The sequence below is a fragment of the Legionella brunensis genome, assembly GCF_001467025.1.
Lineage (GTDB): Bacteria > Pseudomonadota > Gammaproteobacteria > Legionellales > Legionellaceae > Tatlockia > Tatlockia brunensis.
The window spans coordinates 1-21,676 of record NZ_LNXV01000019.1; the positions used below are offsets into that span (position 1 = coordinate 1).

Genomic DNA, 21,676 nt, shown 5'->3' on the forward strand with positions numbered 1-21,676 from the left:
AAAAACCGCAACTAAATCCCAACGCTTCTCTTCCGCTAATTTTTCAATTGGGTTCTTACCATCACTCATTTTTTCCTCGCGGATAGCCGGCATGCTTTGCAATAACGTTCGCAATTGCTCAACAGTTATCGTCTCCCAAGAGTACTCCGATTTAAGACTCTCTAATTGTTGCACAACGTCCTTTTTGCCTGCTTTTTCCGCTAGCTTAATTACTTCTTGATATTGTAAGCTGTCATTAATGTTTGTTTTTCCTAATTTAGCAGCCAACCGTTGCACAACATCCCAGCGTCCTGATTTTGCCGCCAATAAAATGGGTGTTTCGCCTGCTTTATTCTTTAGTTTCAATGTAGCCAATGAGGCTACATCAATGACTTTCGTTAACAGCTCCTCTTGCCCCTCTTTCATCAAGAGAAAATGCAATAAATTATTACCAGTTCTGAGTATATAATAGTGAGTAGCAGCCCCTGCCTTGAGTAATTCTCCGGCAAGCTCAAATTTATCAGCAATAACCGCATCTAATAAAGCGCTGCCGTACCTTGCCTGTGCTTCTTGGCTGCTGTTCACAGGAAATTCAGCAAAAACCGCAACTAAATCCCAACGCTTCTCTTCCGCTAATTTTTCAATTGGGTTCTTACCATCACTCATTTTTTCCTCGCGGATAGCCGGCATGCTTTGCAATAAAGTTCGCAATTGCTCAACAGTTATCGTCTCCCAAGAGTACTCCGATTTAAGACTCTCTAATTGTTGCACAACGTCTTGCTTGCCCGCATTTTTCGCTAGTTGGCTCACTTCTTGATACTGTAAGCTGTCATTAATATTTGTTTTTCCTAATTTAGCAGCCAACCGTTGCACAACATCCCAGCGTCCTGATTTTGCCGCCAATAAAATGGGCGTTTCGTCTGCTTTATTCTTTAGTTTCAATGTAGCCAATGAGGCTACATCAATGACTTTCGTTAACAGCTCCTCTTGCCCCTCTTTCATCAAGAGAAAATGCAATAAATTATTACCAGTTCTGGGTTGATAATAGTGAGTAGAAGCCCCAGCCTTCAGTAATTTTCCGGCGAGGTCAAATTTGTCGGCAATAACCGCAATTAATAAAGCGCTGCCGTACCTTGCTTGTGTTTCTTGGGTGCTGTTCACAGGGAATTTGGCAAAAACCTCGACTAAATCCCAACGCTTCTCTTCCGCTAATTTTTGAATGGGACTTTTATTACTTTTAATTTCTTCTTTTTTTGTGAGATGACTAGAAAGGATTTCTTCTATTTCTTTAGCAGTGAGGTTATCTTTGAATAAATCGGTCATAATTTGCATCTCTTTATAGAAACTGTAATATTTCTTGCATTAAGTAATTGTAATTCATAAAACAATTATTTGTCTAAAATTCGATCACTTAACTCTTAAAGTAGTAATAAAACCTGTAATTGCTTGTATGCAGTATATACTTCAGTTATTAAGAAATTATTAATCGAACTTTTATGCGTTTAGAATTATATCTTTAAGCGATCGTATTACACCGCCAGCATAATTTTTATTGCCAGCAGCCAAATATTTATCCATTTTCTCGGCTGTCACATGGCTAAGGCATTGTGATAACTTGTTTTCTTGATTGATACAATAGTAACTTAGATAATCATACAGTTTATTAAATACCAAATTGGCTTTATCAAGTGAGAAATGAAACACTTCATAATTTGACAATTGCCATTGTTCATTTTCTCTTGAAAAATAAAATGTTTTTACAGAAGGCTCATTTCCATGAGAAGTTGATAAGCCAGGAGCCAGGTAGATTCCAGCAATATTATTCTGAGTATTATCTTGAATGATTTTTAATTCCTCTGTGTGAGTATGCGAAGCCAATAAGCCAGTGATAATATGCTGATAGGTTTTCATAAGCTTTAAAAAGACCACTTGATCTTTTGTCGACCAAAACCCAGAGTGATCAAGGATGTTATTACCTGGCGGAACATGCATAGCAATTAAAACACTCTCTTGATTTGTCTTAGCTAACTCTAATTGGCTCTCTAGCCATTTTAATTGGTTATTTGCCTCCTGCTCTGTCGTTTTTCGATGAACAGAGAAAAGCACACTATTTAATGAAATCAGACGAAAATGAGATTCAAGATAGGCAGCATAGTATCCATTCGTGGTATCTTCAGAAATCATACATGGGTAATTGCTTTGCTCCGCACACAGTATCCCTGTTGATAAAAAACCATTGCTCCACCCTGCAGCTTTTTTTGCTACGTCATAGGGACTTTTATACTCACTGCGCCCTGAATCGATAAATGGTCCGTAATTTATTTTGAGAGAGTCATTATTTCCGAAGGTATAGAGTATCGGAGTATTAGGGAAAGTATCTTTTAAAACTTTAAAAACAGTTGTTTCATTTTCTAAGGTAGTCTCTGAGGAATAACGAGTATGTCCTACTATGTCACCAAGAATGAGAATAAATTTAGGCTGTGCGACGATCCCACTTTTAATGTTGTAATCTACTTCAGAAATTAACCTTTCATAAGTAAGATAATCAAGATCATTGCGCCTATCTGCTTTTAAGGGACTAATATCCATCACATGAGTGGTGGTTTGATCAAGATGAATATCAGACATCACTAAGAAATTATTTTCCTTATCAATGGTTGAAGCATTCGATATTATTGGGGATAGTGAGAAAATAAAAAAATAAAATAGCGACAGGTAATGTTTCATTTTGATTCCATAATTTGAACTGGCCGTATTTTAGCCTCCTTCGCGCGAAAAACGCAATAAAATAGTCAAAATGATCAAATTTAGATCCATACGCTCTTGTGGAGCAAAAAAAGAGTATCAAATACAATGAATAAAAATAAATCTATTTTGGGTGCTGGAGCAATCTTATTAGCCACAATGTTTTGGGGGATGACCTTTGCATTCATTAAGGATGCGGTTGCAACACTAACGCCATTTAATTTTTTGTTTTGGCGTTTTGGTATTGCTAGCTTCTTATTACTCCTTATTTTTTGGAAAAAAATAAAGTTCAATCGGCAAACCCTTTTTCATGGCACATTTTTAGGTCTCTTCTTGGCTGGCACAGTTATATTTCAAACCATCGGTTTACGTTACACCACAGCCTCAACTGCGAGTTTTATCACTGGACTGTCAGTTATATTAGTTGCCCTTTTTGAGTCTTTCCTTATTAAACAGTGGCCTTCCATCTATGTAATTGGCGCCGCTTTAATCGCCTTGGTTGGTGTTGGGTTCATTACGCTTTCTAATGGATTTACAGTTAATCAAGGTGATCTCTGGGTTTTATTGTGTGCATTTTGCTTTGCAGGATATATTTTATTCGCTGGCAAAGCCTCCCAGATTCACCAACCACTCTCCTTAACTTTCATTCAATCCATTTTTGTTTGCATTTTAGCTGGGATTGCCAGCTTATTTACTACAAAAATTGCAGTCCCCTCACAAAGTAATGTTTGGGTTGCCATTTTATTTTGCAGCATCTTTGCCTCAATTTTTGCTTTCTTGCTGCAACTTCAATTTCAAAAATATGTTAGCTCTACTAAGGCCGCAATTATCTTTTCACTCGAGCCCGTCTTTGCAACAATAACTGCCGCAATTTATTTACATGAAAAATTAACTGTTCAATTTTTCATTGGCGCATTAATGATATTTTTTGCGATTTTGCTGTCAGAGAAGCGAGCAAAACAGAAAGCAATTCCGCAAGAATAAAGTCAATATGCTTAATTAACATACTAATTGAATAACTTAAGATTTCCTTAAGAAGATTTGGATATGATAGGCGTCTTTTATCAACAAGAGAAAGATATGCCTAAATCCTCCCTATCCAATAAAATGAACCTTGTTTTGCAAAAAGAATATTTAACTATTTCCCCAAGTGACCAGCGCCCTCTTCTTGGCACAGAAAGTGTTCGCAGTTGCTATGCTATTTTTATTTATCACCCTGAAAAAAGTACCGTTTTGCATTGGGATGATAACTGCTGTCGTTCAAACTTTGATACATTCGTTAAAGAATTTTTAGGAGATAACCTCAAATTATCAGAATGTTCAGTGACCATTGTAGGCGGGTGGAAGGATCATGCAGAATCCAAAAAAAATGGCGATTTCTTGCTTCAGTATTTTGACCAGACTAATAAAGGGAATCTAGATTTATCAAATTTCCGCGTAAAAACATCAACGGGCTCTTTTACTGAGCAAGGATTTTCATTGGCCTACCTAGATACCCAGACTGGAAAAGTTATAACTGATGATGATTGGAAGAACTATTCCCCGGAAGATGAGACATATCGTGGTGAAAAACCTCAGATGCGTAATCTCAATCGTGATATGCTCGACCTTACACATTTGCAGGACGATAAATATCCTGAGTCAGGAGCCAGGATTTATGCTAGAGATAAATTTCATGAATTACAACTCAAGGAATCTACTCGACTCTGCATTGCTGCCAAGGCTAATAATATTAGTGATTTAGTCCAACTTATTGATGAAGGGATTACCAATGTTAATGTTTCACCTAGCAATGCAAAAGGATGGACACCTTTACACTATGCATGCAAACTAGGTAAATTTGATGCAGCATATTTGCTGATTCAAAATGGCGGTAACCTATTTCAAAAAAATGATGCCGGAAATGCACCAATTGATTTTCTTACTAAAGGCTCGTTTGAACATAAAAAACTACTGACAGCGTATCGATTAATAAAATTTAATTCTTCGCAAAATCAGCAATCACTAATGTCCATTTCATTGTTCTCAAGGCATAAAGAAATGGTTGAAACAAATGAACAAGCACAATTATCGACAATAGAGGCTATGTTACAAACGGAAAGTGGTGTTAGTAGTCTTGGCGAAATGTTAAATTCATTTAATGCTTAGTTTCTGATTTAAAATTAACCCTCGACTTAAATATTTGTTACCATTTGAAAATGGGCTAAATAAGTCGAGGGTAGTAATTATGAGCAGTCACCTGCAGCATGCACAGTTAATATTGGAAATTGATAAAAATAAAAAAAATATCGAGGAACTAACCACAAAGTATGCTATTTTTTTTAAGCAAGAGCCGCAAGGCAAAGGTTTATTGGGGCAAGTTCATGATTTTCGAAACTTGGCTGCCCTTGTTGAAATCAATGAGTTAGAGAAGCAAGCACTTAAAAAAAATAATTGGGACTATGTACGCGAACACTATTCAAGAATACGTCAGAAAATTGTTGAATACTTTAATACTCTACTGAGTGCGCAAAAGAAACTATCCTCCCTAGACTTACAAGAGAATCGGAAAAACTTTGAACTTGAAGCCGTGAAATATTTACGAGCATTAGAAGCAGCCCAAAATTGCCATCTAAAACTGATTGAAGATCTTGGAAAATCCATCAATAAAAAGAATTTTGAAGCTAAATATCAGTTTTTAGATAAAGAGCGCGAGTGGCTAGATCTAGAAACATCAAAGTTTAAACGCCATCTTGAGGAAGTATCTGAGACCTTTATCCAAAAACAAATAACAAGTCCTGAAAAAAATGCAGAGATAGATTTAAAAGAGGCGTTAGACAATCTTCAGCATTATTATACTCTGACCTATGATACTCATTATGGAGAAAGTGGTTTTTGGCGATGGATAAAAAATCTACTGCAAAATAGTGATAGAGTTAAAGAGGTTAATTTTTTAGCAACACTCTCAAAACACCCAGATTGCACTGATGCAGTAAGGATGCAAGCAATATTCTTAGTCCACAACAAAATTAACGCCTCAGAATTATTTGCCCAAGGAAGCAAACTTAAAGATATTTTGAGAGGTTTGAGTGAGAGTAACGTTCATGTTAGGGAGCATGACGATAATTTAGCCCATTTTTTGAGTGAGCATCCAGATTTGGGTAATTTAATGCCCAAAAACCTTCGTAACTATTATGATGATAATTCCAAAGATTATCAAAAAATAGGCAGTGCTACTCTTTTGCAATAGCTAAATGAGAAGAACCTTTCATTCTTAAGTATGAGTATGTTGTCATTCCTCCTTCAATTAGAATGACAATGTTCTCTCATTTAACAAGTTATATTTCTGAAATAGTAGCCCCTTCACTCTCAGACTCAGCTTCCTCATCAGATAAATTTGCTTTCAGGGCAGAAAATTTATCTTTAAAATCATGATTATGCTCGATAACAAGAGCTACTTGATCTTCATGAGCCACCCTAGCCTGCACAACTTTTTGTGACTCTAGCATGGCATTTTTAAAGCGAGCATTAAAATCATTCATCATAGAAATCTGGTTAAATTTTCTTACATCCTCTTCGATGATCACATCAACTAAAAGGTTAGAACGAATTATTTCAATCACTTTTTCAATGCGCTTATAGGCATCAACACAAGCATGAGCTGGCTTTCCAGTGGCCTCACTAAGTTTTAATAATGCGCTATGAGTAGGACTACTCAAGACTTTGGAGGTTAAGGTCTCCGTCTGCATCGTTTGCAGTATTTTCTGATACAGCACCTCTTCATCCTCAAGAATTTTAATTTGCGGTCCCAAATCATCTGTTGAATCATAGTACTCCGCAATTGATGCAGCTAATTTGTTCTTGGTAAACTCTCTCAACTCCTCAAGATTTTGCGCATATTCGATTTTATTCATGTGCTCAAAAATTTTCAGAAAGTTTTTTTCCTCTGGCTTTTGAAACTGAGTTTGCAAATATTGGAATAATTCTTCAGAGATATCTGCATCATCATCAGGATCATTGTCCGAAGCAAACTCCTCTATTTTTTGACGAAGCTGGTTAATGAATTTTTCTATATTGCTATTAAAAACCACCGTATCAAAAAGATGAGCCGTATAATCATTGATTCTTGGATATTTATCGATAAGAGGTTTTAAAACATCGGCAGTTAGTGGCCCCTGTGCCTCAGCAGCATCCTGACTAAAAGCAACCAACTCTCTATCCAATAAATCAGTGCGATGCTCTAATACAGCTGAATTGAGTTCGTTGTCAGCAGAAAGAGCCAATTTTACTTGCTCATAATCTAGCGTACTTAGTTCTTTTTGCGTGTAATCAGCATAGGCAATAAGAAGATATTTTTTATCTAATTCGGGACTCATGCCGACAAATTCATTGAATTTTGCTCGCAAGTCACTGGGTTTTACTTTAAAACTATCAATTTCCTCAGCAGAAAAAAATTCATTACTCTCACTGTCATTAATCCAGCTTACAACATTCGTAAAACTGTTATTGTTACACTCAACTGAATCAGCCAGCATTACCCCTTTATGGATAACAAAATCTCGGAAATGGTTTGTAAATGCCGCACTATAGCAAGAGCCAAATATGGCCGCGCCGGCAGTGAGTTCTTTGTCGCGAATTTTTTCAACAATTGCCAATACTGATTTCTTTTTTAAACCATTTGTTTCTTCATCTACCAAGCCATTATGACCACCACCATGACCTCCTCCCAAATACAATAAATTCAGATGCTCATTTTTTTTAAGATTATCAAGCTTTCTGAGAATATATTGCTCTGCATCTTCTTTATTGTGATCAAGGTGAAGAATGACATGACTCCCCGTCCTTGCTTTTACTACTTCGTAAAGATAATCTCTGACCGCCTCATCTTGAATCAATTCAGCCGTTATTTTCTCACCGTTCGCAATTTTGGTTTGGAATTGTTTAACAGACTCAGCTGCTTGGGCATTAACTGCAATCGTTTGATCCAAACCAGCAAGTGCTACGATAGATTGAATCTCATCAGGGACGATTGACGAAACATTACGAATAATTAAGGCTGATTTATTCACGTTCAACTCTCCTTTTGATATTTTTCCCTTTTTAACGTGAGCTTTTTACTATTGAAAAACCAAGGTACTTTTTTCCTCACTATTGGCTTCAAGAAGTGATGCCATTCGTGTCTTAACAGTTTGAGAAAACGAATCATTACCAGCAAGTAGTACCGCTTTGCTACCTAGTAAACGACATAGAAAATCAGCGACAAAAGGAGCTCCACCCAAATGATCAAATTGGTTATTGTCCAAGTGAATTTTAACCACTGAAGGATGATTCAAAATTTTAAATATTTCTTCCAAGGTATTTTCTTGCACTTTCCCCAGATGATTACTAGACAAGTTAATTTCAGTAAATCCAGCATCAACAAGAGCCTGTGCTATTTGTTTTAATTCATCATTGGTCTTTTTTACTCCCAACCAATTGCCAGATATATTTACAGTGACTATGGGCGTATTTTTAAATTCACATAAAATTTCAACTAACTCAGCACCTGACTTTAACTGTAATCCTGTCTGAGATAAATTAACTGACGTAATTGAGTGGTGAATGAGTATTTTTATTAAGCTTAACAACTCTTCTTTATCTCGTTTTCCCAGCGGATTACCTGACAAATCTAATACGGTATCTGTATTGTTATGAAGCTTTTCTGCCAATTGAGGAACAAAAGATTGATTGGTGGTGAAAGTAATTTTCATAAATAAACCTCAGTGCGGTTATTTTAATGAATATCCACTATAATCAATAATTTATTTAAAGAAAAGCTCGTTATTTAAGTTTTGAAAGAATTTCATTGTATAGACGAAGAAGGCGTATTTTTTTGATTAAGTACAGGAATTTTTAAGTAAATTTGCAAATCTTTTGTCGATGCCTCAGCCTTTTCTACCGGCTCCAAATCACCTTGGCCGTTAGTTACCCAAACTCCAGTAGATTTCGCAGCAATAGGATTATAGGTAAAATTTCCAGCACAATTGATAACAATAGTACTTTCCTCACTTTCAGCTACCTTACTCGGGATGGTATGCATCACATTAGCAACAATCAGATGTACATCAACTTGTTGGCCGGTCCTTTTTTGTTCCAAGCGCAAAATGCCATCTTTGTGATCTGCACAAATTTCGATACCAAACCGAACACCATTTTGCGAAAATACAGCAGAAGAGTGTCCAGAGTAAAATATTCCAGACCAGGCATCAATATACTCCCCTGCCTCAACTCGCTTGGCGTATCGTTTAGGTTTATCTTCTGAGGAATGGAAAAAAATAGATGCAATATTTTTTACTAACGTTTTATCTTTGATTTCTTTTTTAAAATCTTGCAAGCGTTTTAGGTTCTTCAATTGCCACTGCTTTATTGTTTCTGCATATTTTTTTTCTTTGACTTGATCACCTAAATCCAACTTTTTTTCTACATAGGCGGTGCCAGGAATAATAATGGCACGAGGATAATCTGATGCTAACTTTAGTAACCGTTTTTCGGCCTCTAAAAAATCCTTCTTTGGAAATGAGAAACTTTTTTCATAATTATTCATATCAAGTAATGTGAATTCAGGACACATAAAGACAAACGTTTCATCTTCGTCAAACGGTTCTGAAGTCATCGCTAACTCATAGGCTTCTTTAAATTTTTTTTCTATACAATTAATTTTTTCCTCTAAGCTTAAATCCTGCAGACTAAAGCCAGGATCCCACATAGCAACTGTGATAGTTTTCATAAAAAAGACACCCTTGGTTTATCTCTAAAGTATAGTGAACATTTTTTTTAAGAATAAATAACTTATTGAAAATAAATGAGCGACTATTTATATTTATTTTGGATTGAGTATTTAATTGGAGATAACTCATGTTAACGGTAATGAACGCCCTTCTATCCATGCGTAGCTGTATTTTATTGATTTCTTTCTTCTGTTTACCTCTGCTAGCCAATGCCAAGCAGATTAGTGGTCTTCGCGACTCTCGTTACTGTGAGATTTTGTTGTCTAAAAGTAGATTAAGTTTCGCGGTTTATAACACCATTGGACTGAACGACTGCCCTGCATCAATATGGGATAAGATAACTGTTGACTCTGTAAAAAATGAGACTAAAGCTTCTGTCGTCAAATTAAATGGTCCACGTTATTGGGTTATCGATGGCATGACTAATTCTCAGTTAGTTAATCCTGAGCAAAAAGTCATTTGTGGACTTGCAATGCGAGAAGCGGGTGTTCTGCAATTGAGCGTCTCCGATTTGCTAACCAGCTCAAAACCTTACAAGCAACATACCGTCAATCGTCAAACCACCTGGGTCTACCAATCTGGGAAACCAGTTTATGAGTTAATTGATCCTCAAGGCCAGGTTTTTGTTATGCAATCGTATAGTATTGAAAAAAAACCACAAACCGAAGCTTCATTAAGCAATTTAAACACTCAACTTAAACTGCCTCAAGGTTGGCAATTCCGCTCAGGTGTATTGCAAAAGAATCAAGAATTAAAAGCAATTAATAATAAAGCGACCGTTATTCAAGACGACTTTTTAAATACCTATCAATTAGCTACGCACGACTTTCTTAAATAAAACTCTCATAGTTCGGTGAGCCTGTTAGCTTCGTTCACCGACCTTACTCTCTAAAATTAAAACTTGCCCACCATTATTAAAAGCTGAATTTTATCTAAACAAGATTCAATTTTTAAGTTAAAATAGAGCACTTATTAAGCGGATTGAATAATAATGCCTTTTTCTCATATCTTATTAGCACTGTTAGTAGCAGTTGTTTGGGGTCTTAATTTTCTTTTTGTTAAATTAGGGCTTGAAGAAATCTCTCCCCTGTTGCTTTGTACTCTCCGGTTTACTTTAGCAAGTATTCCCGCCATTTTTTTTATAAAACCACCCGCTGTATCCTTTAAATTGGTAGCTTCCTATGGCCTATTTATGTTTGCCTTACAGTTTTCTCTACTTTTTTTAGGAATGCATGCCGGCATGACTCCTGGTATGGCATCGCTACTCATCCAGGTGCAAGTTTTCTTTAGCATGTTTTTTGCAGTATTTTTCTTAAAAGAACAACCCGATCCTTTACGCATCATTGGAGCCCTAGTTTCCTTTATGGGCATTGGATTAGTTGCTATGCATTTCGATAGCAATATTTCTGTCTTAGGCTTTATTTTAATCTTAGCTTCCGCAGCTACCTGGGGGGCTGGCAATCTTATTACGAAAAAAGCCAGTCATGTGAATATGATATCTTTGGTTGTTTGGGGAAGCTTCGTTGCTGTTATCCCCATGCTAGTTCTTACCCTAGTATTTGAAGGGCCCAGCACTATTCTTAAGACTTACAATCATTTGTCATGGCGTGGGGGTTCTGCGCTGCTTTATATCGTATATATCTCAACCTGGGTGGGCTATGGAGTATGGAATTGGCTGCTGAGCCGTTATCAGGTCGGCATGATAGTCCCCTTCACTCTGTTAGTTCCTGTAGTGGGAATTTTAGGCTCGGTGATTATTTTAGGTGAGCCATTTCAACTTTGGAAATTAGAGGCAGGGCTTCTTGTTATTAGCGGTCTTTGTATTAATATCATCAGCAATCGTTTATTTACTGCTAAATCACAGCGAGCAGCTGATGCATCATCTTAATTAGAGGTCTCTCATATTCGGGAGACCTTTAGCTTCAGTTTTAGACTCCTCCACAAAATTTTTATTTTATCGTCTATAATTCTAAATTACCCATGGAAGGATTTTGAGCAAAATATGATCAATTGGAATTGACATATTAACTCATCAATACAAGGAGCGGCATTATCTTCAAATGCCGGATAGCTATGAAAATACCAGTCCAGCTAAAAAATCTAGGTGGCTCTATCCCTGAAGGTGATATTGCCCTACAAGTCTCCTACTTTACTAAAACTGATACTGAAGGACTACAACCCCATAGTGATCTCTATACCTCACCAACTTCAGGTGAAATTGCAATTAATCTAAGTAACAGCCTAGTTCGCACAAAAGATGTATTTTTTGGTGTTGTTTCTAAAAAAACCAATGTCTTGGCACAAACAGCAACTCCTGCTAGAACTTTAAAAGAAAATGTACCTGTTACTTTGGAGTTTGACTATAGTCCGCTAGTCTTGTCGGAGCCTAACGCAGAACCCCTTGAGACAAAGCCTCTATTTGTTTATGGACGTTTGCTGGAAAAAAGTGGCAAGAAAAAAATGGAAGATATTCAGATTATTTTTGAGGCAAGCAAAACTGCTGAAGAACCATTACAACCCATAGCCAGTGTAAGAACAGAAGCAAATGGTTATTTCTTTATTGAATACCCCGAAGGTTCTTTTGCTCAAGCAACCGCAAGAATAGGTCACGAAGTACTCGAAAATCCTCTGCCAATACGTTTAGAAGAAGTCAACATTAACAGTGAAGCGCCTATTCATGTATTTCCTAAGAATGTAATCCTGGTTGCAGAATTAATGGAAGGAGAGCAACATGCCGACAGTGCGGATTGTGCATGCCAAGGATTAGATATGCACGAAACCAAACGAGTTTTGGAGGAGTATTCCTTTTTCAGTTTGGTACGAACAACAGAGCCTGAGATCTTAGGTTATGTCTTAGAGGAAGAAGATGATATTACCCTGGATGATATCTTAACACACCATCCTATACGTATTTGGGAAATTATTGACCCCATTATTAAATTACCTGCTTTCAGTCATCTTGCAAATCGAACAAGAGTTCCCATTCCTGAAGTAACCGAAAGAAGTCCCCGTACAGAAGTAATAACCAGAGCTAGCCGCCCAGATACCACACATGTGCCACAAGATAATGAGTTGGCAGAAACATTACGCAATATAAAAATTAATCGCGGTGTTTTGGAGAATTTTCTACAACGTGAAACAAGCATTACTAAAGACAATATTGTTGATCTTATTGAAATGAATGAAAGCCTCCGCTTCAAAAAAAGAATTACTCAAGCTGAGACCAAAGCCCTGGGGCGCGTCATTCTGAATAATGAAAATGCAGTTGATTGGGATTTAGAACCAACGTTATATCAAGCAGTGTCCGTGGCACATGGTCATTTATTGCATTTTAAATCAGAATGGATTGCCGATGGTTACTCTTTGGGCGATTTACTTTATAGCCTACCTCTAGCACCTGGACAAAAAAAACAAATCGTCGTTTTTGATTGGGAGCGAAGAGAGTCAGCCTCCAATGTTCAGTCCTTAGAATATGAAGAAAGCCTCTATAACTCCTTGAGCCGCGATAGAGATATTTTTGAAATTTCCAAAGGAGTTATTGAAGAGAACATTTCTGGCAAATCAAGCGCCACAACAGCGAGTGCTAGTGCTGGAATTGGCGGCGTAGTGGGAGGCCTTCTTTTTGGCGTTTCAGGAGGTGTAGGCCACTCTGGTTCAACTGCTTCTCAAAAAAGCTTAAGGCAAACCTCTGCCAGTGATTTACAAAAAATCAGGGATAGAATTATGCAATCAGCGAATGCTGTTCGCAGCCAGCGCTCCTCAGTAATACAAACCGTTTCTCAAGGTGAGCGCTTTGAAGTATCGTCAGAAACAGTTGCTAATTACAATCATTGTCATGCAATTACTATTCAATATTATGAAGTTTTACGTCATTTCAAAGTTCGTCAACGCTTTGCTGAAGCACGTGAATGTTTGTTTGTACCATTGCTAATGAGTCAGTTTGAGTTGAATAAATTATTACGCTGGAAAGAGACCTTAGATGCAGCGTTGTTAAATCGCTCTTTATCCAAAGGTTTTGAAGCAGCAGGACGCATTAAAAATAAATGGATTGATAGTAATTTCCCCTCTGGTACTTTTGCTTCTGAAAAAATTCTCAATGCATCCGGGAATTTTCAAATTAAATTTATCATTCGCAGACCAGATGATAAATTAGTAGAGGTCGATGATTATTCCAAACCGATTTATGGCGGTCAAAATATGATTGTTGGCTATCAGAAAAAAACCATCGAAGATATCAATGAAGCCAATTGGCAAAGTTTAATACCATTTCTTGGAGCCGATACCCCACGAGGCTTCTATGATCATCATTTAAAAAATGCTCGCAATAAGGATCAAGTTTTTCACCAAGTATTAGGTGAAAAAATTGCAACAGCCTTTGTTGGTGCATTGACTTTTCATGTTGCCGACGAAACCGGCAATGAAATTTCATCCATGGATTTCGATACCACACTCACTTCCCGTTATAGAAAAGAAGGGACTCTCAATGTTTCCGTCAATTTTATGGGCCCTTCTCAATTTAGCAGGGATAAACTCCACTATATTAAAATTCGTTGTGGAACCACCAATGTACTCCCTGATTTTTCCTCCATTATAGTCACCTCTGGATTTATACGATATAAAACAAGTCACTATGAAGGGTTTTTATGCCGTTTCCAAAGTATTTATGATGATTTGTCACCTAGCGACGGCGCAACACTTTATGCAGGGCCAACTATTGATGAATTACGAGATCCCCGCAAAGACGATATTGCTCTTGTTAATAATTTAATTGACCATTTAAATGACAATTTAGAATATTATCATAAAGCTATTTGGTTAAATATGTCTCCAGAAAGACGATTTTTACTGCTAGATGGCATTATTCTGCCTGGTAAAGGTTTAGGTCGAAGTTTGGCATCATTAGTCGAAAACGAGTTGATCGGTATTGTTGGTAACAGCTTAGTATTTCCAGTGGCTCAAGGCTTAAATCTCGACCCTAACTTTGGAACATCGGACTCATTGACTGACTATTATATGGTTTCTGCAGGTGATCCTATTAATGTTAGTGTACCCACAAAAGGCGTTTATGCCGAAGCAATGATAGGTTCCTGCAACTCCTGTGAAGAAAAAGATGAAAGCCGTTTCTGGCGTTGGGAAGAATCACCTATTCCCGATAGTCCTACTGCGATTAATCCCATTAGCACTGATAGTCGTCGGGCTGAACCAGGTAATCTACAACCCACAGCCTTCCCTAACCCGATGGTTAATATTCAGAATGCACCTAATGCTCCCGATCCTACTGGTCTTGGTGCTACCCTCTCATTATTAGGCAAAGCTGATTCATTTAGAGATATTACAGGGCTTACTCAAAATCAAACCAATGCCTTGGAAGCCTTGAAAGCCTCTTATGATGCAACCAAAACATTTGGCCAAGAAGCAGCAAAATTGGAAATTCAAAAGATGATGGATAAACGATTAGATAATGCTATTAAAGCAATTAATAGTAATCCTAACTTAGATCAAAAACAAAAAATGGATCTTACCGAAAAAGCATTAAATGCTTATTTAGGTGCTGGTGCAAACACCACACAACCACCTAAAGATGCTAATACCGATAAATTACAGGAAGGTATTAATAAAAATATAGATAAGGTCAATAGCAGCAAGAGTGGTGAGGTTGCAATAACCAAACCAGATGGCACCAAAGTGAATACTAAATTTGATGGGAGCGCGACCACTGGACCTGCCATTGAAACACGAATAGGCAAAGGTGGTATCTCTCCTATCAAACAAGAAAACGACAATGCCTGCTGGGCCACAGTCGCTACCATGATGATGCGCTGGAAAGATGGTAAAAACTATACAATTGAAGAAGTGTTAACCAAGGCTGGTGCACAATACTTGAACTTCTACAATCAAAAAGCCGGTTTACCTTATACTGAAAAACAAAATTTCATTACTTCCCTTGGTATGAAGGGTGAACCATTATCAACTTATAGCGCGCAAAATTATCGTGACTGGTTAGTTGAGTACGGTCCATTATGGGTAACTACTGATGCTGATCAAACAAAGGGATTCTCTGCCCATGCGATGATTATCACTGGCATCAGTACCGATTTAAAATCCTTGGAAGTGATTGATCCGAAACAAGGCAAGAAATTAGTTCAAACATTTGAGGAGTTCTCCAATGCCTTTAAAGAACTCATTACTGATAGTGAATTATTACCGCCAACTCAGGTCGTTCACTTTTTAGAGAAAATTAAAGCAAGTGAAGGAAATGACCCCACAGAAGCAGACATCGTGAAAAGCCTAAACGAATATAATCCAACTGCTTCAGATACGTTAGTGATTAATACTGTTGAATTTAATACAGGAATTACAGGTATAAAAAACTACAAGGATTGGAAAACTGATAATACCGTGGTCCATAATCGCCGTAAAAATGCTTACCGAGATCCATTTGGTATTATGCACCTTGTACTGCACGAAACAGCAGCAGATACAGGGGATGGATTTGATGATTCAAATAATGAAACATCTCACATGTCAGTAAAACGAGATGCCACCATTTTACAATTCAATGATCTGGTTGAATTTGAAAATCATGGTTCAGGCATGAACACTACGGGCATTGGGGTGGAGTTTGTTAATCGAGGATGGCTATCTTCTTCTACCAATGATGGTGGTGAGGGAATACCTGCAAAAGAATCATCCCTTACTGCGGCACAAAAAGAAACCTACAAAGAAGCCAATGGTTATTTATGGGCATTTTGGGGTTTTGGTTTTAATATCTATCGCGTTCCGCCTTCTCTTGATCAACTCGAGAAAGAAGTTGAACTTGTGAAATGGCTTACTGTGGACTTACCATCAAGATTGCAAGCTATCAGCGGTATCTCAATTTATAACCTCTTCCCTTCCATTGACGACACCTGGCTGCAACTTGTCTCTTACAATGATGTCAAAGATGTTTGGACCTTCAAAGCCGCAGACGTACCTGCGGAGGCTGATAAGGCAACGAAAAATTTCTTTGTGATGACTACAGGCTATGAATATCTAGTTCCTTCTCAGATAAAAAACAAGAGTGGTATTATTTCTCATAATGCATTCTATGATAACCATAGTGATGGTTCATTTTTAACCTTATACACTTGGTTACGCTTAGAGAAAGGAAAAACCAAAACAAAAGCTTATGATATTGCTAAAAAACTGATGAAGGATCATTTCATCAGAGTGTCTCTAACCAGCAATACAGATAAGAAAATTATTCTTCTCGATGTAAAAGATACTAATTTAGTCTAATCTTAACTCACATCGCAAATGCCCAGGAAAAGCAAAGTTCTATCCTGGGTATTTTAATGCACTGATACAGAAGCATTACATCGTTTTGTCTTCATATAGCTGCAAATATTGATCAAAATTAATAATCATAGACATTTTTTTAACCTTAAATAGCTGATACAATAATGACCTTTTTGACTATAAAAATAATATTATGTTTAATGAATTGATTATAACCGTGATTGATGGTTTATCTAAAATAGACTGTCTATTAACTCAAAATTGTATTGATGAGGCGTCTCAAGTGTTAACAAATATTTCCGCCAGTTTCAATTATCTCACTAAAAACCACTGCCTTTTAGATGAGCCTGCATTACAACTTCGTATACTCACTATGCTAACAGAAAAGCTTACAGCAACATCAACCAGGTTTTATTTAGCACTGACTCATAAATTAATAAATGATTTTAATATAGCTGTGGAGCAGTATGATTTTGTTCAAGCTAACGGATTATATAAAGAAATAATATTTCATCTAGGATTTATGAAGGAAGAGTATTCACACGCTACTCGAGATGGCAAAGAGCAATCCCCTGTCTTTATTAGTTTTACCAAAGATTACACTTCTTTACTTCATCATTTTGAGCAGTCAGTCCAGAAATATAACGAGACAAGAAAACTAGCACAAGCTTGTAACAACCTTAGTAATGCATTCAATTTTGGCGAAACACAGCGCCTGTTTGGTTTAAATTTAATCCAGCGGTCACCTTACACATTGTTTACCCATGATTTTTCCATACAAAGTCAGCCATCATCGACAGCATCGAATCTGATATTATAACAAATTAGGCTCTTAGGGAGTAATAACGGCTAACCGACTTAAGAGCCTATAAAATGATAATTAAAATCCCCAAACCAAATGTTCTAATTCTTTCAGAGAAGATACTTTACTTTTCCAATCGGCAATCCTTACTTGAAACTCTAAATTGCTATATTTATGAAGAAGCATTAATGCAGTTAACTGATGACTCAGCTCAGCATTTAATTCATTAGGTAAAAAACCATAAGCACTTAAAAAAGCCTTTAGTAACTCCTTATCACCCTGGATTAAAAATGCGCCCGGACCTAATAAGTCATACTTATAATGACCTAACATTGCATCACCAAAATCAATTAAACCAGAAATATGCCAAACTCCTTCAACATTAGTGACTAAAAAATTCATTGGCGTGTACTCTCCAGTTAAAATAACCGGCTTTTCAATTTCAAGTAAAATCTCACTAACTGTTTCAATATAAGAAGGAATTTGTTGCAGTAACGTAGGGGATAAATTCTTAACTCTATGATTTTTTATGCAGCATGTTATTTGATTTTCAATAAACATTTTCCAATTGCAGTCAATCGATTCTAAACCTTGTGTTGATAAAGAATGAACGTCTCGTATTAATAAGCCAAGCTCCCTCATAATAATTAATTTATTATTATGATCCAAGGTGTGCCAAAGTGTTTCTAACAGGGTTCCCTCCAGCTGAGTCATTATTATATAAGGCCATCCAGCTATTTTTCCTTCATACTTAAGAGCAGGAGTCTTAACTGATAGTTTCCCCTCAAGAGCTTTAAGAACTAATCGTTCGCTTTCAAATTGGTCTTGGTGGAAAGGAGGGAACAATTTAATAACCAAACTATCATCATAAGAAAATACAATATTAGTTCCTTCAGAAAAAAGCGCTAATGATTTTAAAGGTAAATTGTGGAGCACAAGAATTTTCTTGACAACATCTTCAAAAATTTCGTTGGTTAGTTTCAGATCTTCAAATTCTTCAAATGAATTAATCGATGCTAACGCACTCTTTATAGTATTCATAATTGTTCCATTTTAACGTATGAAAAACGTTTATAACTCTGATCGAGACTCGAGCATATCCAATTTTCATAATCGTTTAAATATGTACTTTCCAAAAATTATTAATAATGTTAAATTTGAAAACTTCCTGATTCTTAAATAGCTAACATGAAAGAATTAATTAATGCTCTAGAACAAAATATTGCTCAAACAGAAATTTCATTATCTGTCGGCAAGGTAACTCAAGCCAAACAAGACTTGGCAAAGGCCGCCCTTAAACTGCAAAAATTAATCGAAGTTTCTCCAAATTGCAGTAACACGAGTGAGTTAATAGAGAAATTTAAAGCAACATCCGTCAAGCATATCTTTGCTTATGTTTATAGTCTTTCAGATGCTCTCAATACTGCTATTGCTCAAAAAAACTTCTTACAGGCAAAGAAGCTATATAATAACATCCTCGATGAATTAAATTTTCTAACCGAAGAATACTCTCATGCCGTTAAAGAAAGTCAACATAGGTCAAGCACCTTTATTGATTTTCCCAAAAATTACAAATATCTAGCGCTCTATGCTCAGCAATCATTGGAAAAATATCATTCTGAATTTATATTAGAAACGATGTGTGTAAATTTTTCTAATGCTTTAAACTTTACTGAAACACAAGAAAAATTTGGTATGAACCGCCACAGAACTTTTTCTCATTCCATGGCATCAGTAAATCAACATGCCGAGTCAAATGAATTCAATCCTCTATTTTCTTAACTCGTATACAAAACAGGATGTTATCTAAAAAAACATCCTACATGTGACAAAATTCTCTATTGCGAACAATAAATATCTGAGTGAATTTATTGTTCACTATCATTAATTTGGCTACTTTTTATAATCGTAACCCCCTTGCTCAACAGCTCTTTCTTTATTCCTTGAAAAGCATCAGCATCAAGTGGATAAGTGGCATCTTCTATCAAGTAACATTGAAATCCTTCGGCGACAGCATCTTTAATACTGTAATAAACACAGATATCTGCACATAAACCACAAAAATAAAGTTGTGACGCACCTTTTGCTCTTAAATAGCCTGCCAAGCCAGTACTTTTATCATGCCCATTGTCATAAAAACCACTATAACTATCGATATCAGCAGTTGTTCCTTTGCGAAAAATTGCCTCTATTGCTTGAGTAGCTAATTGAGGATGAAATTCCGCCCCATGTGAGCCTTGTACACAATGATCAGGCCAAAGAGTTTGCTCCACTTCATTTAGGAAAATTTTTTCAAAGGAACTTCTACCTGAATGATTAGAAGCAAAACTTTTATGGTTTGGCGGGTGCCAGTCTTGAGTTGCTATAACCAAATCAAAGTGTGGCTGCAACTCATTGATTATTGGAATAATCACTTCACTATTAGGAACAGCTAGACTACCCCCAGGTAAAAAATCATTTTGGACATCAAGTATAATCAGTGTTTTCATAAAATTCTTTTGTGTTGTTGGATTAATGTCTCGCGTTCATTTCGTAATTGCGTACTAAGTCCCACCTTATAAAGATGGGGATTATTAAACCGTTTATATTCTTCAGGCAATTGATTAAAACGCTTTTGACAATATTCTGCCATCTTAGCGAGGGAATGCGACTCCAATAATGACTGCCCATTTTGCATCACCTGGTGCAATAAGGGTTCTTTTTTATAGCCGTTTAGAGGGAACGACCTTGAAATTTCGAAAGGATGATGCATTAGATCAATCCCCTGTTTTTTCTCAGCATCAAGAGTAATCACATCCGCTCCCAAAAAAGCGCCATTCTGATCCAGAACCCTATAGACTTCTTTCTTTCCAGGTATAGTTATCTTGCTAATATTTTCTGACAATTTAATACGAGGTTTACCATTTGCAAAAGCTAATTTATATACCCCATCAAGTGCCGCATCGGGATATCCAATGGCGAGATTAGTACCTACACCAAAAACATCAATTGGTGCACCTTGATCATTTAGGCTTTTAATAACATATTCATCTAATTGATTAGAAACAGTAATTTGCACATCATGCATATTAGCGTCGTTTAACATTTGTCGAGCGGCTTTAGATAAGTAAGCCAGATCGCCACTATCTAAGCGAATTCCCTTTAATCGGTAGCCTTTGGCTTCCATCTCTTTACCGACTTTAATTGCATTGGGCAATCCACTCTCTAGTGTATTGTAGGTATCCACTAATAAGACGCAGTCATTAGGCCAAATCGCTGCAAAGTCGCGAAAAGCAGTCAATTCATCATCATAGCTTTGTATAAAAGAGTGTGCCATGGTACCAGAAATAGGAATATGATAATTTTTCCCTGCACAAACATTGCTAGTTGCATTGAATCCACCAACAATTGCTGCACGACTCGCGTACACGCCTCCAGGACCTTGTGCCCTTCGTAAACCAAAATCAATTAATTTTCTGTCACCAACAACTTGACGCATGCGATTAGCTTTCGTAGCTATAAGCGTTTGAAAATTAATTACATTTAATAAAATTGTTTCAATAATTTGTGCTTCAATAATATTGGCTTCTACTCTCAAAATTGGACTGGTAGGGAATACTATTTCCCCCTCCAGACAAGCATAAATCTCTCCTTTAAAACGAAACTCTTTTAAGTAATTGAGAAATTCTGGGTGGAAACCTTGTTCGCTCAAAAAATGAATATCTGACGGTGAAAAATGGTAATTTTGAAGAATATCTAAAATATCACCTAATCCAGCAAAAACCGCATATCCACCTTCAAAGGGGAGCTTACGGAAAAAATAATCGAAAATAGCACTATCATCTTGTAATCCCTTTAGAAAATAGACTTGAGCCATTGTGAGCTGATATTTATCGGTGTAGACACCTGTAAAATTAAACATTGAATGAAATCCTTTTAATTTATGCAAAAATTAAATCGATTTATTTTGAGTATAAACCTTGTGGGTTCAGTTACGCTTTCTCAACCCAATAGATAAAAATTTATAAAAAAAAAGCGGCTTAAAAGCCGCTTAGGAAGAAAGCCCTGGCAATGACCTACTTTCGCATGAGGAAGCCTCACACTATCATCGGCGCTGGTCTGTTTCACTACTGAGTTCGAGATGGAG

The 21,676-nt window shown here is 36.7% G+C and carries 16 protein-coding genes and 1 rRNA gene; 8 read left to right on the forward strand and 9 right to left on the reverse strand.

The window, feature by feature from the left end; all coding sequences use genetic code 11:
• On the reverse strand, nucleotides 1-1,302 hold a 1,302-nt coding region (locus tag Lbru_RS08575; protein ID WP_202967546.1), incomplete at its 3' end, for a hypothetical protein.
• A 171-nt stretch (nucleotides 1,303-1,473) separates the two neighbouring features.
• Nucleotides 1,474-2,706 carry a metallophosphoesterase gene (locus Lbru_RS08580; RefSeq protein WP_083500877.1) on the reverse strand — a complete coding sequence of 411 codons (1,233 nt, stop codon included), beginning with the start codon at nucleotides 2,704-2,706 and terminating at the stop codon, nucleotides 1,474-1,476.
• Nucleotides 2,707-2,832: 126 nt separating this feature from the next.
• On the opposite strand from Lbru_RS08580, the gene Lbru_RS08585 reads away from it, so the two are divergent.
• From Lbru_RS08585 to Lbru_RS08595, 3 genes are all read left to right on the forward strand, one after another.
• A complete protein-coding gene (locus Lbru_RS08585) occupies nucleotides 2,833-3,708 on the forward strand; it encodes a DMT family transporter (protein ID WP_058441786.1) in 876 nt (291 codons plus the stop codon).
• A 63-nt stretch (nucleotides 3,709-3,771) separates the two neighbouring features.
• A complete protein-coding gene (locus Lbru_RS08590; protein WP_058441787.1) occupies nucleotides 3,772-4,872 on the forward strand; it encodes an ankyrin repeat domain-containing protein in 1,101 nt (366 codons plus the stop codon).
• A gap of 79 nt (nucleotides 4,873-4,951) precedes the next feature.
• Nucleotides 4,952-5,953 carry a hypothetical protein gene (locus Lbru_RS08595; RefSeq protein ID WP_058441788.1) on the forward strand — a complete coding sequence of 334 codons (1,002 nt, stop codon included), beginning with the start codon at nucleotides 4,952-4,954 and terminating at the stop codon, nucleotides 5,951-5,953.
• Between the two features lie 88 nt (nucleotides 5,954-6,041).
• Here the strand turns inward: Lbru_RS08595 and Lbru_RS08600 are convergent, their stop codons facing one another.
• From Lbru_RS08600 to Lbru_RS08610, 3 genes are all read right to left on the reverse strand, one after another.
• Entirely contained in the window at nucleotides 6,042-7,772 is a 1,731-nt protein-coding gene (locus Lbru_RS08600) for a hypothetical protein (RefSeq protein ID WP_058441789.1), read from the reverse strand.
• Between the two features lie 48 nt (nucleotides 7,773-7,820).
• Nucleotides 7,821-8,453 (reverse strand): leucine-rich repeat domain-containing protein, encoded by a 633-nt coding sequence (locus tag Lbru_RS08605; RefSeq protein WP_058441790.1) that lies wholly within the window; start codon nucleotides 8,451-8,453, stop codon nucleotides 7,821-7,823.
• Nucleotides 8,454-8,545: 92 nt separating this feature from the next.
• Complete coding sequence (locus Lbru_RS08610; protein ID WP_058441791.1) at nucleotides 8,546-9,469, reverse strand: hypothetical protein; 924 nt, start codon at nucleotides 9,467-9,469, stop codon at nucleotides 8,546-8,548.
• 128 nt (nucleotides 9,470-9,597) lie between these two features.
• On the opposite strand from Lbru_RS08610, the gene Lbru_RS08615 reads away from it, so the two are divergent.
• From Lbru_RS08615 to Lbru_RS08630, 4 genes are all read left to right on the forward strand, one after another.
• Nucleotides 9,598-10,308 carry a YggN family protein gene (locus Lbru_RS08615; RefSeq protein WP_238583858.1) on the forward strand — a complete coding sequence of 237 codons (711 nt, stop codon included), beginning with the start codon at nucleotides 9,598-9,600 and terminating at the stop codon, nucleotides 10,306-10,308.
• 153 nt (nucleotides 10,309-10,461) lie between these two features.
• On the forward strand, nucleotides 10,462-11,358 hold the full coding sequence (locus Lbru_RS08620; RefSeq protein ID WP_058441792.1) for an EamA family transporter: 897 nt from the start codon (nucleotides 10,462-10,464) through the stop codon (nucleotides 11,356-11,358).
• Between the two features lie 185 nt (nucleotides 11,359-11,543).
• Nucleotides 11,544-16,748 (forward strand): papain-like cysteine protease family protein, encoded by a 5,205-nt coding sequence (locus Lbru_RS08625; RefSeq protein WP_058441793.1) that lies wholly within the window; start codon nucleotides 11,544-11,546, stop codon nucleotides 16,746-16,748.
• Between the two features lie 193 nt (nucleotides 16,749-16,941).
• Nucleotides 16,942-17,568: a hypothetical protein gene (locus Lbru_RS08630; RefSeq protein WP_058441794.1), complete on the forward strand. Its 627-nt coding sequence runs from the start codon at nucleotides 16,942-16,944 to the stop codon at nucleotides 17,566-17,568.
• Nucleotides 17,569-17,628: 60 nt separating this feature from the next.
• Here Lbru_RS08630 and Lbru_RS08635 read toward each other — a convergent pair whose 3' ends face one another.
• On the reverse strand, nucleotides 17,629-18,591 hold the full coding sequence (locus Lbru_RS08635; RefSeq protein WP_058441795.1) for an aminoglycoside phosphotransferase family protein: 963 nt from the start codon (nucleotides 18,589-18,591) through the stop codon (nucleotides 17,629-17,631).
• A 147-nt stretch (nucleotides 18,592-18,738) separates the two neighbouring features.
• Here Lbru_RS08635 and Lbru_RS08640 point away from each other — a divergent pair, with 147 nt between their 5' ends.
• On the forward strand, nucleotides 18,739-19,332 hold the full coding sequence (locus Lbru_RS08640; RefSeq protein ID WP_058441796.1) for a hypothetical protein: 594 nt from the start codon (nucleotides 18,739-18,741) through the stop codon (nucleotides 19,330-19,332).
• A gap of 86 nt (nucleotides 19,333-19,418) precedes the next feature.
• Here the strand turns inward: Lbru_RS08640 and pncA are convergent, their stop codons facing one another.
• From pncA to rrf, 3 genes are all read right to left on the reverse strand, one after another.
• Nucleotides 19,419-20,039 carry a bifunctional nicotinamidase/pyrazinamidase gene (pncA, locus tag Lbru_RS08645; RefSeq protein ID WP_058441797.1) on the reverse strand — a complete coding sequence of 207 codons (621 nt, stop codon included), beginning with the start codon at nucleotides 20,037-20,039 and terminating at the stop codon, nucleotides 19,419-19,421.
• Complete coding sequence (locus tag Lbru_RS08650; protein ID WP_058441798.1) at nucleotides 20,036-21,451, reverse strand: nicotinate phosphoribosyltransferase; 1,416 nt, start codon at nucleotides 21,449-21,451, stop codon at nucleotides 20,036-20,038. Before Lbru_RS08650 ends, pncA begins: the two co-directional genes overlap by 4 nt.
• A gap of 141 nt (nucleotides 21,452-21,592) precedes the next feature.
• Nucleotides 21,593-21,676: ribosomal RNA gene (gene rrf / locus Lbru_RS18130) — 5S ribosomal RNA — on the reverse strand; the annotation flags it as partial.

Bases quoted from the DNA above. Each gene is read 5' to 3' on its own strand.
- Lbru_RS08610 (WP_058441791.1), bottom strand. From the start codon at position 9,469: ATGAAAACTATCACAGTTGCTATGTGGGATCCTGGCTTTAGTCTGCAG.
- Lbru_RS08585 (WP_058441786.1), top strand. From the start codon at position 2,833: ATGAATAAAAATAAATCTATTTTGGGTGCTGGAGCAATCTTATTAGCC.
- Lbru_RS08615 (WP_238583858.1), top strand. From the start codon at position 9,598: ATGTTAACGGTAATGAACGCCCTTCTATCCATGCGTAGCTGTATTTTA.
- Lbru_RS08640 (WP_058441796.1), top strand. From the start codon at position 18,739: ATGAAAGAATTAATTAATGCTCTAGAACAAAATATTGCTCAAACAGAA.
- Lbru_RS08650 (WP_058441798.1), bottom strand. From the start codon at position 21,451: ATGTTTAATTTTACAGGTGTCTACACCGATAAATATCAGCTCACAATG.
- Lbru_RS08605 (WP_058441790.1), bottom strand. From the start codon at position 8,453: ATGAAAATTACTTTCACCACCAATCAATCTTTTGTTCCTCAATTGGCA.
- Lbru_RS08630 (WP_058441794.1), top strand. From the start codon at position 16,942: ATGTTTAATGAATTGATTATAACCGTGATTGATGGTTTATCTAAAATA.
- Lbru_RS08580 (WP_083500877.1), bottom strand. From the start codon at position 2,706: ATGAAACATTACCTGTCGCTATTTTATTTTTTTATTTTCTCACTATCC.
- Lbru_RS08620 (WP_058441792.1), top strand. From the start codon at position 10,462: ATGCCTTTTTCTCATATCTTATTAGCACTGTTAGTAGCAGTTGTTTGG.
- Lbru_RS08625 (WP_058441793.1), top strand. From the start codon at position 11,544: ATGAAAATACCAGTCCAGCTAAAAAATCTAGGTGGCTCTATCCCTGAA.
- Lbru_RS08590 (WP_058441787.1), top strand. From the start codon at position 3,772: ATGATAGGCGTCTTTTATCAACAAGAGAAAGATATGCCTAAATCCTCC.
- Lbru_RS08635 (WP_058441795.1), bottom strand. From the start codon at position 18,591: ATGAATACTATAAAGAGTGCGTTAGCATCGATTAATTCATTTGAAGAA.
- Lbru_RS08595 (WP_058441788.1), top strand. From the start codon at position 4,952: ATGAGCAGTCACCTGCAGCATGCACAGTTAATATTGGAAATTGATAAA.
- pncA (WP_058441797.1), bottom strand. From the start codon at position 20,039: ATGAAAACACTGATTATACTTGATGTCCAAAATGATTTTTTACCTGGG.